The sequence below is a fragment of the Nocardia sp. NPDC005825 genome (assembly GCF_040630175.1).
Classification (GTDB): Bacteria; Actinomycetota; Actinomycetes; order Mycobacteriales; family Mycobacteriaceae; genus Nocardia.
On the sequence record NZ_JBEXXC010000001.1, the window covers coordinates 362,919 to 375,629 of the forward strand.

Below are 12,711 nucleotides of genomic sequence, written 5' to 3' on the forward strand. Positions count from 1 at the left end.
TTGGGCATACTCACGAACGTGAGCGCACCCGGGAACGAGACCGACGACGATCAGGTACCCGCGTGGGCCCGGCGCACGGCCGGGGAATCACGGTGGGCGGCCACCGCGGCCGTCGTCGGAATCTTGCTGGTGCAGTACCTGCTGCCGCCCGAATACTCGGCCGGGCCCAACTGGGTCGTGCCGATCGTCGGGTTCGCGCTGCTGATCATCCTGGTGATCGCCAACCCGGTACGGCTCGACCGCGAGGACGAACGGCTACGGCGATTCAGTCTGCTGCTGATGGCGCTGCTCGGCTTCGGCATGGTGTGGTCGGTGTCCCACCTGGTGAAGTCGCTGATCAACGGCACGGCCGCCAACAATGCCGCCGGGCTGCTGGGCTCCGGCGCCGCGGTCTGGCTGTCCAATGTGCTCGTGTTCGCGCTCTGGTACTGGGATTTCGACCGGGGCGGCCCTGCGGCGCGTGCCCACGCCCGCAGGCCGTATCCGGATTTCCTGTGGGTCCAGATGCAGAATCCGAATCTCGCCGCCCCCGACTGGGAACCGCAATTTCCGGATTATCTGTATCTGTCGTTCACCAACGCGACCGCCTTCAGCCCCACCGACGTGATGCCCATGACCCGCTGGGCCAAGCTGCTCATGATGGTGCAATCCGGCATCTCCCTCGTCACCGTGAGCCTGGTCGTCGCCCGCGCGGTGAACGTCCTGAACTGACGGGCGAACCCGTCAGCGGTTGAAGAACATGTCGGCGACCAGCATGACCACCGCGATGGCGACGAACGCCGCGGCGAACATGATGGATTGGCCGATGGTGCCGACGATGCCGGCGGCCAGGAACAAGGCCAGCACGGGGGCCCAGACGAACATGTCCGGGGCACCGAAGGTGCGCTGTGGCTTGCGGGCGGCGGTGCCGCCCGAGGCGGGCTGACGGCGTTGCGGGGTTCCGCGTCCGGGTGTAGTCACCTGGGCGAGACTACAATTCGGCGGCCGCCGGTGCCACCGCGGGCCTGCGCGGCGGCAGGGCGCAGCAGCCGACCACGCACGGCGCGCCGTCGACGGTGCAGCCCAGGCCGGTGATGTCGCTCAGACGCGCCGGGGCGGCGGCGGAGAGGTACTCCTGCACCAGATCGGCGACCATGCGCGCGAAACGCGGGTCCGGGCCGGGGGTGGCGGCGCGGGCGAAGGTCATACCCAGTTCGGCGGCACGCTCTTTCGCCTCGTTGTCCAGGTCCCAGATGACCTCGAGGTGGTCGGAGACGAAACCGACCGGGCACACCACCACGGAGTCCACGCCCTGTTCGGCGAGCGCGTCGAGATGGTCGACGATGTCGGGGTCCAGCCACGGCACCTGCGGCGGGCCCGAGCGCGACTGCCACACCAGGTCATAGGCATCGAAACCGGTTGCCTCCGCGCACAATCGGGCCGCCTCGGCGACCTGACGGCTGTAGAGACGCTGTTCGGCGGGCGGCCCGGAGGCGATATCGGCGGAGACCGGCACGGAATGCGCGGTGAAGACCAAGCGGGCCGAATCACGCTTGTCCTGCGGCAATTCCGCGACCGCCGCACGAATCGCGTCCGCGAACGCCGCCACGAACAACGGGTGATCGAAATAGTGGCGCAGCTTCACCAATTCGGGGGCATCGGCGACCGCGGCGCGGGCGCGCGTGATGTCCTCCTGGTATTGCAGGCAGCCCGAATACCCGCCCCACGCGGAGGTCGGGAACACCAGCGCCGAACGAATCCCGTCCGCGCGCATGCCCTCGACGGTCGCCTCGACCATGGGATGCCAGTTGCGATTGCCGAAATACACCGGCAGATCGATACCGCGCGAGCCGAATTCGGCCTCGATCGCCTTGATGATGTCGAGGTTCAGCGCATTGATCGGGGACACCCCGCCGAAGTGCAGATAATGCTGCGCGACCTCGGCGAGGCGTTCCGGCGGCACACCCCGGCCCCGAGTGACGTTCTCCAGGAACGGCATCACGTCCTCGGGGCGCTCGGGACCGCCGAAGGACAGCAGTAGCAGGGCGTCCACTTCACGAGCCGCGGGCTCACCCACTACCGCTCTCCTCCTCGGAAAATCGAAACGCTGACGATCAGTTGGCGCCGAAACCGGATTCCGGGAACCAGGTGTTGTGGCTGGCGCCGCCGTCGACGTAGATGATCGAACCGGTGGTGCCGGGCAGCCAATCCGAGAGCAGCGCGCACACGGACTTGGCGACCACGGTCGGGTCGTCGACGTCCCAGCCGATCGGGGACGCGCCGTCCCAGTACTCGTTGAGCATGTTCAGCTGCTTGGCGTCATCGGTCGCGGTGCCCGCGATGGCCTTGGCCGCGAGGGTCTTGATCGGACCGGCCGCGATCAGGTTGGATCGGATCTTCTTGGCGGCGCCGACTTCCCGCGCCACGTAGCGGTTCACCGACTCCAGGGCCGCCTTGGCGACACCCATCCAGTTGTAGAACGGCATCGCGGTGCGCGGATCGAAGTCCATGCCCACGATGGAGCCGCCCTCGTTCATGGCGGGGAGCACGGCGCGCGCCAGCGAGGCGTAGGACCAGGCCGAGATCTCGAAGGCCTTGGCCGCGTCCGGGCCGGGAGCGTCGAGGAAGTTCACCGCGTCCGGGCCCATCAGGGTCTTGGGCGCGAAGGCGATCGAGTGCAGCACACCGTCGATGCCCTCCGGAGCCAGCTCACGCAGCTTCGCCGGCAGCTCCGCCAGGTTCTCCTCGCTGGTGACGTCCAGACCGATGGCCGGGGGCACCTCCTGCGGCAGACGCTTGGCGATGCGGTCGATGAGGCGCAGCCGCTCCGGGATGCCGGTGATGATCACCTTCGCGCCCTGCTCCTGCGCGACCGCGGCCGCGTGGAAGGCGATGGACGAGTCGGTGATGATGCCGGTGATGAGTACGGTCTTGCCTGCGAGCAATCCAGCCATGGGGTGGTGGGTTCTCCTCGTTCGAAATGTCAGGGGCGAGAGCGGGTTCGGGTGGGCCTAGTGGCCCATGCCCATACCGCCGTCGACGGGGATGATCGCGCCGGAGACGTAACCGGAGTCCTCGGAGGCCAGGAAGCTGACCACCGCGGCGACGTCCTCGGGCTGGCCGAGACGCTGCAGCGGAATGAACTTCTTGGCGGTGTCGCGCAGGTCGTCGGGCAGCTCGGCGGTCATGTCGGTCTCGATGAAACCGGGCGCGACCACATTGGCGGTGATGTTGCGCGAACCGAGCTCGCGGGTCACCGAGCGGGCCAGGCCGACCACACCGGCCTTGGAGGAGGCGTAGTTGATCTGGCCGGGGCCACCGCCCAGACCGACCACCGAGCCGAGGAAGATCATGCGGCCCCAGCGGGCGCGCAGCATGGCGCGGTTGGCACGCTTGGCACAACGGAAGGCGCCGGTCAGGTTGGCGTCGATGACCCGGGTGAACTGCTCCTCGGTCATCCGCATCAGCAGGGTGTCATCGGTGATGCCCGCGTTCGCGACCAGCACCTCGACCGGACCCTGGTGCTCCTCCACCTCGGAGAACGCCCGATCGACCGATTCGCTATCGGTCACATCGCATTTCACGCCGAAGAAACCCTCGGGAACGCCGGACCCGCGGTGGGTGACGGCGACCTTGTGTCCGTCGGCGAGCAGGCGCTGGGCGACCGCGAGCCCGATGCCGCGATTACCGCCGGTCACCAGGACCGACCGGGATGTGATGTTCGACATAGACGCAAACCTATCTGTTCGTGTTCGGGACTCGGCGCGCGGTACCGATTTACGGCAGACGCTGACGATAGAGCAATGCGGCCACCAACCCGGCGGCAGTCACCACCAAACCCAGCAGCAACCACGGGCGGCTGGCGTCGGCGACGGTCGTCTCGAAGCCGATCTGCTCTTCCAAGTGCGCGTAGACGTTCTTGAGTTCTTCCAGCGTGGAGGCGGTGAAGAACTCGCCGCCGGACAGTTTCGCGATCTCACGCAGCGAATCGTCGTCGACTGGGACGCGGACCCGCTGGGAGCCCTTGCCGTCCTGGTCGGGGATCTCGACGGTGCCCCACGTGGTGCCGAACGAAATCGTCGACACCGGAATGCCTTTCTCCTTCGCCAGACGCGCGGCGGTGAAGCCGTGGCGGGGATTCTCGACATCCTTGTCGTCCGGGACGGTCTGCTTACCGTCGGACATGAGCACCACCTGGGCCGGCGGCGGCTTCTCCGCACCCGGCAGCACCGAGGCCAGGGTGTCGATGGACTGCAACGCGGTCAGGATGCCCTCACCGGTCGCGGTGCGCTCGGCCAGCTTCATGGTGTCGATGGCGGCCTTGACCGCCTCCCGATTCGTGGTCGGCGACACCTGCACCGACGCGGTACCCGCGAAGGTGACCAGACCCAGGTTGATGCCCGGCGTCAGATTGTCCGCGAATTCCTTGGCGGCCTTCTTGGCCACCTGGATCCGGCTGGGCGGCACATCGGTGGCCTCCATCGACAGCGACACGTCGATCACCAGGATCACCGTGGCGCGGTTGCGGGGCACCTTCTTCGCCGCGGTCGGACCGGCCGCGGCGAAGGTGAGGAACATGAGGCCCACCAGGGTCACCGCGACGGGAATGTGCCGCCACGGTTTCGGCTGTTTGGGCGCCACCTTCTCCAGCATCTCCATATTGGAGAAGCGCAGCATCTGCTTGCGACGCCGCTGCTGCATCAGGATGTAGATCAGCGCCGCCAGCGCGATCACGGCCAGGAAGGCCAGCCAATACTGGTAGGCGAAATGCGAAAGGCTGAAGGTCAGCTCGCCGATAGTCACTGCCGCGGCACCCGTCCGGCATTCGGGGCGCCAAAGGTGTGGCGCCGGGTGGACACGAATCGAACCACGTCCGCGATCCAGTCGCCGTCGGTGCGCAGGGTCATCACCGGCGCACCACAACTGCGCAACGCCTGCTCGACCTGATCCCGATGGCCTTGCGCGGCGCGCGCGAAATCGGCGCGGAGCGTGGGGGTCACACTGAATTCCCGGGTCCGTCCGGTCTCCGGGTCGTGCAGGACCACATCGCCCAGATCCGGAAGCTCCAGATCACGCGGGTCCAGGATCTCGACACCGAGCAGGTCGTGGCGGCCGGAGATGGCGCGCAGCGACCGCTGCCAGTCGATATCGCCCAGGAAATCGGAAATGACCACGGCCAGACCGCGTTTGCGCTGCGGTCTGCGCAATGCCTCGATCGCGCCGCGCAGGTCACCGCGGACACCGTCCGGGGCGTGCGGGGTGGTCGCGATCCTGCGCAGCAACGACTGCTCGTGCACCCGGCCGCTGCGGGCCGGAATGCGGATCAGCTCATTGCCATTGGCCACCACCGCACCGATCCGGTTGCCGCCGCCGCTGGTCAGATGCGTGACCGCGGCCGCCGCGGCGACCACCAGATCCCGCTTCTCACACAGCGCGGTACCGAAATCGAGGCTGGCCGACAGGTCGACCACCAGCCAGGTCTCCAGCTCGCGGTCGGCGATCATCTGCCGGACGTGCGGGTGGGTGGTGCGGGCGGTGACCGACCAATCCATCTGCCGCACATCGTCGCCCGGCTGATACATGCGGGCATCGCCGGGCTCGGAGCCGGGACCCGGGATCAGGCCCAAGTGGTCACCGTGCAGCACGCCGTCCAGGCGGCGGCGCACGGTGAGTTCGAGCGTCCGCAGCGCCGCCGACAACCGCGGGTCGGTGAGCTGACCCTGCCGGAACGAGGGCGGGGCGTGCGGGGAGTCGCCGGGAGTTGAGATCGTCACGGGCGCAGTCGATTCCGTGGCCACCTACTTCGGCTGCGGCTGACCGGGGACGCCGGGCATCTGACCGTTCGGAGGCTGCGGGATGCCCTGCTGCGGCGGCTGCGGAATGCCCTGCGCGGGCACCCCCGGCTGCTGCGGGATGCCGGGCTGCGGCACCGCGGCCGGCATCGGGGCGGGCGCGCCGGCCGGGGCGTTGGCCTGGGCGGCGACCTGCGGCAGGCCGACGGTCTGCAGCACGCGCTTGATCACGTCGTCCGGGCTGACCTCGTCGGCCAGCGCGTCGTAGGACAGCACCAGGCGGTGACGCAGCACGTCCGGGATCACCTCGACCACGTCCTGCGGGACCACGTAGTCGCGGCCGCGGATCAGGGCCACCGCGCGGGCGGCGGCGATGATGCCCAGCGAGGCGCGCGGGGAAGCACCGTAGGAGATCCAGCCCGCGACGTCCTGCATGCCGAAGTCGGCGGGCTTGCGGGTTGCCGCGATCACCCGGACCACGTAGTCGACCAGCGCGTGGTGCACGAAGGTGTTGGCGGCGACGTTCTGCAGCCGCACCAGCTCGGCCGGGTCGAGGACCCGCTTGGGCTCCGGCGGGGTGACACCCATCCGGTAGATGATCTCGCGCTCCTCCTCGACCGAGGGGTAGTCGACGACGACCTTGAACAGGAAGCGGTCGCGCTGCGCCTCGGGCAGCGGGTACACACCCTCGGACTCGATCGGGTTCTGAGTCGCCATGACCAGGAACGGATTCGGCATCGGGTAGGTCTTGCCGCCGATGGACACGTGCCGCTCGGCCATCACCTCGAGCAGTGCGGACTGCACCTTGGCGGGCGCGCGGTTGATCTCGTCGGCGAGCACGAAGTTGGCGACCACCGGGCCCAGCTCGGTGTCGAACTCCTCGCGGCCCTGCCGGTAGATGCGGGTACCGACGAGGTCGGTGGGCACCAGGTCAGGAGTGAACTGCACGCGCGAGAAGCTGCCGCCCACCACCGTCGCGAAGGTCTCCACGGCCAGGGTCTTGGCGATACCCGGCACACCTTCGAGCAGCACGTGCCCCTTGGCGAGAACACCGACCAACAGCCGCTCGACCAGCCGATCCTGACCGACGATCACACGTTTGACTTCGTAGATCGCCTTTTCCAGGGTCTGGACATCGCGCTCGAGGGTGCTCGGAGCCGAAGGTGCGTCCTTCACCGTGCTTACCCCGCTCACACCGTCAGTCGAAGTCACCAACATCCCCGCTTTCGCCTTGGTCCTGTGCGTTCCGCCCCAACTATTCCAGGTATCTCGCGCGATTGCCGCACCCGCCCGCGATCGGGGCGCGAATTTCGGCCGCGAAATCCGGGATTCGGCTATTTCCTGGCCGTGGTCGAACGCTCCAACACCAGTTCCACGGCCTCGGCGACCGCCGTGTGACCGGCCGTCAGTTCCAGGATCACCCGGTTCAGCGCCGGGCGGTGCAGGGCCACGTCGATGAAGGCGGCCACGTCGTCGCGGCGGACATCGCCGTATTCGATCGCGAGTCCGGCTGCGACCAGGCCGGTTCCGGGCTCGTCGCGCAAGGTGCCGGGGCGGACGATCAGCCAGTCCAGATCGGTGCCGACCAGATAGGCGTCGGCGGTCTTCTTCACCCGCATGTAGTGCTCGAAGCCGGGGCTGGTCTCGCGGTCGCGGCCCGCGTCGGGGAACACCGAGACCAGAACGAAACGGGCGACTCCGGCGAAGCGGGCGGCGTCGGCGGCCTTCTCCAGGCCGCGGCCGTCGATGAGGCTGGTCTGGTCCATGCCCGTGCCGTGCGCGCCCGCGGAGAAGACGATGGCGTCGTGGCCGTGGAACTTGGCGGCCAGCTCGTCGACCGAATCGGCGATCAGGTCGCCGTGCAGCGGGCTCGCGCCGGTCGCGGCGATGATCTCGGCCTGCGCGGGACCGCGGTGCATGCCGGTGACCTCGTCACCGCGGGCGGTGAGCAGGGTCGCCAGGCGGCGGCCGATACCGCCGGCCGCGCCGATCTGGAACACCTTCACGATGACTCCTCTCGTAGGCGGTACCGGTCCAGCTTCCCACCCGCGCCGCGGCGATGGCACGCAGGCATTTCGGGCCGGTGTCGAGAAAGTTTCCGGACCCTGGATCGCTGGGACGGAAGTGCGCCTATTCTTGCGAATGTCTCTGCCGCCGACCGTTTCTCCGCCGGTAGCGTTATCCGTATCGGTCGACGGTGTCCGGTGATACGGGATGTGGTGTGCAGTGTGGGATTTCGAAGTTTCGCCCGGGCAGTCCATCGGCGAAACGGTGTTGCAGGAACTGCGGGAGCGGGCCGCCTCGGAGGGAGTCGCGCTACGGGTAGGGGTGGTCGTCGAGCACAATGACTCGGTGCTGATGCTCGAGCACGAGGAGCACGTCGAAGGGCGCAGTCCGCTGCACCTACCAGGCACCGTCGTGCGCCCGGGCGAGTCGCTGGCCAGCGCGGTGGTGCGGGCGGTGCGCGAGGAGACCGGTCTGGCGGTCACCGATATCGTCCGCCACCTCGGCAGCTTCGACTACCTGTCCAGCGCCGGGAAACCGGTGCGCCGGGAGCATTTCGCCGCGGTGGTGGCCAGCGCCGGACCGGTGCGGGTGACCAACTACGCCGAATACCGGTGGGTGCCGCTGACCGGGGACCTGCCGGTCACCTCCTCGATCCGGCGCATCCTCACGACCTACCAGGAGTAGCCGGGTCCCCGCCGCGCCCGAGATACGACAGGGCCTGCGCGGCAACATGATCACGCAGGCGCGCCACCGCGGGTGTCGGGCGGTGACCGCCCGACACCAGGCCGATGCTGCGATCCCGCGCATCGGCCAGGGTCACGCGTGACAGGCCCGGGTGGGCGACCTCCGGGGCGGGCAGCACCGCGATGCCGAGATTCTGGGCGACCAGGGCGCGCAGCGTCTCGAACTCGGTGATCTCGAAGCCGACGCGCGGGGTGAATCCGGCCTCGGCGCACCAGGAGTCGAGCAGGCGACGCAGGTGGTAGGTCGGCGGGTTCGCGATGAACGGCTCGTCGGCCAGTTCGGCGAGCCCGACCTCGGTGCGGGTCGCCAGCGGGTGGGCGTCGGCCACGTACAGATGCAGGCGCTGGTGGCCGAGGATGATCGCGGGCAGGTCGTCGGGGGCCGGGATGGTGACGGCCAGATCCAGGCGGCCGTCGCGAACCATCTCGGTCAGCGCGCTGCCGTGAGCCTGCACCAGGTGCAGGCGGATGCGCGGTGCGCCCGCGTGGAAATCGGCAAGCAGTGACGGGATGCTGACCGGGCCGAGGGTGAACGGGAAACCGAAGCGGACCAGGCCGCAGTCGGGGTCGGCGTCACTGCGGACCACGTCGACGGCATCGGTGAGGGCTTGGACCAGGCCGCGGGTGCGTTCGTGCAGTTCTTGGCCGGCGGCGGTGAGGGCGATGCGGCGACCGACCGGTTGGAAGAGTTTCACCCCGACCGCCTGCTCGACCGCCTTCAGCCGGCGACTCACCGACGACTGCGGCACACCCAGCCGCTGCGCCGCCCGCGTGACATGCCCCTCCCCCGCGGCCGCGTCGAACGCCGCGAGCAACGGAATCAGGGCCTCCACCTGCGACGACGTCAATTCATCCATATTCGGATCATACTGGCTTGGAATGAACATTGGACGGATGGATCTGCGCGGCGCGACGATGACGATGTACCCGCCGACCAGGAGGTCACGCAGATGGACAGTCACGCCGCACCCACCGAAACCCTCACGGACACAGATATTCTCGATGTCGTACTGATCGGCGGCGGCATCATGTCGGCCACCCTCGGCGCGATGATCGCGGCGCTGCAACCGGATTGGTCCATGGTTCTACTGGAGCGGCTCGACCGGGTCGCGGCCGAGAGCTCCGATGCGTGGAACAACGCCGGAACCGGGCACTCGGGCCTGTGCGAACTCAACTACATGCCGGATCCGGGCGATGCGGGCAAGGCGGCCGAGATCGCGTCGATGTTCGCGCTGTCACGGCAGTTCTGGGCGGGACTGGCCGAGCGGGGCGCGCTCACCGACACCGAATTCGTCACGGCGACACCGCATATGGATGTGGTGTTCGGAGAGCGGGATGTCGCCTATCTGCGCCGACGATTCGAGACCCTGCGCGCGCTGCCCGCGTTCGCGGCCATGGAGCACAGCGAGGATCCCGCCGTCATCGCGGACTGGGCTCCCCTGCTCATGGCGGGCCGGGACCCGGGACAACCGGTGGCGGCCACCCGGTTCGAGGCGGGCACCGACGTCGATTTCGGGGCGCTGACCGGGTCGCTCGTGCGGGCCATGTCCGGCTCGGGCACACAGGTGCGCACCGGTCATGAGGTGCGGGGACTGCGCCGCGGCGCCGATGGGATCTGGACCGTCACGGGACGGGATCGGAACGGCAAGCGGCGCTTCACCATCCGCGCCCGCTTCGTGTTCGTGGGAGCGGGCGGATACGCCCTCGAGCTGCTCCAGCGGGCCCGCATCCCCGAAGTGCGCGGCTACGGCGTGTTCCCGGTCGGCGCGCAGTTCCTGCGCACCGACAACCCCGAGGTCGTGGCCCGGCACGAGGCGAAGGTCTACAGCCAGGCCCTGCTCGGGGCTCCCCCGATGTCGGTGCCGCACTTGGACAAGCGCAATGTCGGCGGCGAGTCGTCACTGCTGTTCGGCCCCTACGCGACGTTCAGCACGCGGCTGCTCAAGCACGGCAAACTGATCGACCTGTTCACCACGCTGCGGCTGACGAACATCGTGGTGCTGGTGGCGGCGGGACTACAGAATCTGCCGCTGGTCCGCTACCTGATCGGCGAGCTGCTCGCGACCCGGCGGCGCAAGTTCGCTCAGCTGCAACGCTTCTACCCCGAGGCCGACCCGGCCGACTGGTATCTCGTCCAGGCCGGACAACGCGCACAACTCGTGAAACCCGACCTCGACCGGGTGGGTGTGCTGACCATGGGCACCGAACTGGTCACCGGCGCCGACGGCACGATCGCGGGCTTGCTGGGCGCGTCCCCCGGTGCGTCGACCGCTCCCGCGATCATGATCGAACTCCTCGAACGGTGCTTCCCGCAGCACCGTTCGGACTGGGAGCCGGGACTGCGGCAGCTGGCGCCGGGCTACGCCGAGGGCTCGAACTCCCCGATCGCCGGTTCACCTCACGCGGGTCAGCAGACGCCGCGGAACAATTCGGCGGCCGCGTCGGCGGCGGGCTCGATCAGCCGGGGATCGTCGTAGAAGTCGATCTGGCCGACCGAGTCCAGCCACAGCTCCGATTTCGGGGATGCCACCCCGGCGTAGAACTTGTGGGCCCACGGCGGGACCAGGGCGTTCTCCGAGTGCACCAGCAGGAACGGGACCGACAGCCGGGCCGCCGCCTCCTGGGCGTCGAAACCCGCGGTGTGCTCGAAGGACTCGACGGCGAAACCGTTCGTGTAGTTGGGGACCACACCACGCGGGGTGCCGTAGTACTCGAACGCCTCGGTCAGGGGCATGGCCACATCGCCGTTGTCGGCGGCCACCGCGGGGATGGTCTCGACCTCGCCGGTGGCGAGGCGGCGCTCGCGAGCCAGGCGGCCGCGCTCGACCACCGCCGGATCGGCCGGGTTGGCGGACGCGTCGGCGTACACGCCCGCGACACCGGCGAAGGCACGCAGGCGCGGATCGTCGGCGACCGCGCGGGCCATGTAGCCGCCGCCGGCGCAGACGCCCAGCGCGACCACGGTCTTACCGGTGAAACGCGCGTCCGCTTCCAGCGCCGAGACGGCGGCGCTGATGTCGGCGGCCTTGCCCAGCGGGTCCTCCAATTGCCGCGGCTCCCCGGCGCTCTCGCCGAAGGTCCGGTGGTCGAAGGCCAGGGCGGCGAATCCACGGCGCGCCAGCGCCTCGGCGTAGACGCCCGCCGCCTGCTCCTTGACGGAGGTCAGCGGGCCGGTCGTGACCACCACACCGGTGGGCTCGCCCTCCGGCAGATACAGCGTGCCGACCAGTCGGTCTCCCGCGCGGGTGAAAGTGAACGGAACTGTGCTGACAGTCATCTGGTGCTCTCGTCCTCGAAGTCGTCGCATTACGGTGAAACAAGACGGTAGGCGCGGACCCCCGCCACCGATAGAAGGCACTTCGAAGTGCCCTTCCGAACGGAGGCGCGATGGACCTGGTGATCCCCGACGTACTCGAGGAATCCTGCACCACCCGCCAGGCCCTCGAACGCCTGGCCGCCAAATGGCGAATCCTGCTCATCTACGCCTTGCTCGACGGCGCCCAGCGCCCGGCCGCGCTGCGCCGCCGCCTGCCCGGCATCACCCAGAAGGTGCTCACCGAAACCTTGCGCGGCATGGAATCCGACGGGCTCGTCGGCCGCCACGTCTTCAAGGAGACCGCCCCGCAGCACATCGAGTACTCGCTCACCGAACTCGGCAAGTCGCTGCAGACCCCGCTCGCCGCCATCTGCGCCTGGGCCGCCGACCACCCGTGACCGAAAGGTGGGCGGACCACACGACGCGGTCCAACCACATCGATCGCGGACACCAGTGCGGTGCGCGAGATGCGTTCCTGTGCACGTCTTCTCGCGTCCAGCTCGGCGAGTTCCGCGTTGCCCCGGGCCGCGCTGTCGAGGACGCGGCGCAGTTCGGCGGTGCGGCGGTAGATCCCGGCGATGACCTCCGCCAGTGCGGCGACGCGGGTCGCGAGGGGATCCTCCCCCACGCCGAACCACGGGCGATCGTCGAGCGCGATCTGCGCGTCGTCGCCGACCACCATGATGTCGAGGACCAGCTCGAGCAACGCGGTCTTGTTCCCGACGCTCGCGTACACGGTCTCCACCGAACATCCCGCTTCGCGGGGCCGATTGACAGGTTGCGCCATGTTCGCCAGTGACCCTCTCGTTGAGGGTTCAGAGCTCGAGAGAGGTCAGCTCTCGATCTGGTCTCGGCTCACCGATCTGTAATTTTC

The 12,711-nt window shown here is 68.7% G+C and carries 15 protein-coding genes; 5 read left to right on the forward strand and 10 right to left on the reverse strand.

Annotated features, from left to right (window positions below):
• Positions 1–18 precede the first annotated feature (18 nt).
• Positions 19–711: a hypothetical protein gene (locus ABZ382_RS01805; protein ID WP_357082373.1), complete on the forward strand. Its 693-nt coding sequence runs from the start codon at positions 19–21 to the stop codon at positions 709–711.
• Between the two features lie 12 nt (positions 712–723).
• Here ABZ382_RS01805 and ABZ382_RS01810 read toward each other — a convergent pair whose 3' ends face one another.
• From ABZ382_RS01810 to ABZ382_RS01845, 8 genes are all read right to left on the reverse strand, one after another.
• Positions 724–960, reverse strand: coding sequence for a hypothetical protein (locus ABZ382_RS01810; protein ID WP_357082376.1), 237 nt, complete (start codon positions 958–960; stop codon positions 724–726).
• Between the two features lie 10 nt (positions 961–970).
• Positions 971–2,056 (reverse strand): ferrochelatase, encoded by a 1,086-nt coding sequence (locus ABZ382_RS01815; protein WP_357082379.1) that lies wholly within the window; start codon positions 2,054–2,056, stop codon positions 971–973.
• A 37-nt stretch (positions 2,057–2,093) separates the two neighbouring features.
• Positions 2,094–2,933, reverse strand: a complete 840-nt coding sequence (gene inhA, locus ABZ382_RS01820; protein ID WP_357082382.1) for an NADH-dependent enoyl-ACP reductase InhA — start codon at positions 2,931–2,933, stop codon at positions 2,094–2,096.
• A gap of 57 nt (positions 2,934–2,990) precedes the next feature.
• Positions 2,991–3,707, reverse strand: a complete 717-nt coding sequence (gene fabG1 / locus ABZ382_RS01825) for a 3-oxoacyl-ACP reductase FabG1 (protein ID WP_357082386.1) — start codon at positions 3,705–3,707, stop codon at positions 2,991–2,993.
• Between the two features lie 49 nt (positions 3,708–3,756).
• The gene (locus ABZ382_RS01830) at positions 3,757–4,782 is read right to left on the reverse strand and encodes a VWA domain-containing protein (protein ID WP_357082389.1); all 1,026 of its coding nucleotides are present in this window, start codon (positions 4,780–4,782) and stop codon (positions 3,757–3,759) included.
• Positions 4,779–5,753 carry a DUF58 domain-containing protein gene (locus tag ABZ382_RS01835; protein WP_357082392.1) on the reverse strand — a complete coding sequence of 325 codons (975 nt, stop codon included), beginning with the start codon at positions 5,751–5,753 and terminating at the stop codon, positions 4,779–4,781. The genes ABZ382_RS01830 and ABZ382_RS01835 overlap by 4 nt, the downstream gene beginning before the upstream one ends.
• Positions 5,754–5,777: 24 nt before the next feature.
• The gene (locus ABZ382_RS01840; RefSeq protein ID WP_357082395.1) at positions 5,778–6,989 is read right to left on the reverse strand and encodes a MoxR family ATPase; all 1,212 of its coding nucleotides are present in this window, start codon (positions 6,987–6,989) and stop codon (positions 5,778–5,780) included.
• A 116-nt stretch (positions 6,990–7,105) separates the two neighbouring features.
• A complete protein-coding gene (locus ABZ382_RS01845) occupies positions 7,106–7,777 on the reverse strand; it encodes an NAD(P)H-binding protein (protein WP_357082398.1) in 672 nt (223 codons plus the stop codon).
• A 220-nt stretch (positions 7,778–7,997) separates the two neighbouring features.
• Here ABZ382_RS01845 and ABZ382_RS01850 point away from each other — a divergent pair, with 220 nt between their 5' ends.
• Positions 7,998–8,462, forward strand: a complete 465-nt coding sequence (locus tag ABZ382_RS01850; RefSeq protein ID WP_357082401.1) for an NUDIX hydrolase — start codon at positions 7,998–8,000, stop codon at positions 8,460–8,462.
• Here ABZ382_RS01850 and ABZ382_RS01855 read toward each other — a convergent pair.
• Positions 8,443–9,378 (reverse strand): LysR family transcriptional regulator, encoded by a 936-nt coding sequence (locus ABZ382_RS01855; RefSeq protein WP_357082404.1) that lies wholly within the window; start codon positions 9,376–9,378, stop codon positions 8,443–8,445. The genes ABZ382_RS01850 and ABZ382_RS01855 overlap by 20 nt on opposite strands.
• Positions 9,379–9,471: 93 nt before the next feature.
• On the opposite strand from ABZ382_RS01855, the gene mqo reads away from it, so the two are divergent.
• Positions 9,472–10,998, forward strand: a complete 1,527-nt coding sequence (gene mqo, locus ABZ382_RS01860) for a malate dehydrogenase (quinone) (RefSeq protein WP_357082407.1) — start codon at positions 9,472–9,474, stop codon at positions 10,996–10,998.
• Here mqo and ABZ382_RS01865 read toward each other — a convergent pair.
• Positions 10,929–11,798 (reverse strand): alpha/beta fold hydrolase, encoded by an 870-nt coding sequence (locus ABZ382_RS01865; protein ID WP_357082410.1) that lies wholly within the window; start codon positions 11,796–11,798, stop codon positions 10,929–10,931. The two genes, mqo and ABZ382_RS01865, sit on opposite strands and share 70 nt — an antisense overlap.
• A 110-nt stretch (positions 11,799–11,908) precedes the next feature.
• On the opposite strand from ABZ382_RS01865, the gene ABZ382_RS01870 reads away from it, so the two are divergent.
• Entirely contained in the window at positions 11,909–12,235 is a 327-nt protein-coding gene (locus ABZ382_RS01870) for a helix-turn-helix domain-containing protein (protein ID WP_357082413.1), read from the forward strand.
• Complete coding sequence (locus tag ABZ382_RS01875; protein WP_357082416.1) at positions 12,232–12,636, forward strand: hypothetical protein; 405 nt, start codon at positions 12,232–12,234, stop codon at positions 12,634–12,636. The genes ABZ382_RS01870 and ABZ382_RS01875 overlap by 4 nt, the downstream gene beginning before the upstream one ends.
• Positions 12,637–12,711: the final 75 nt, after the last annotated feature.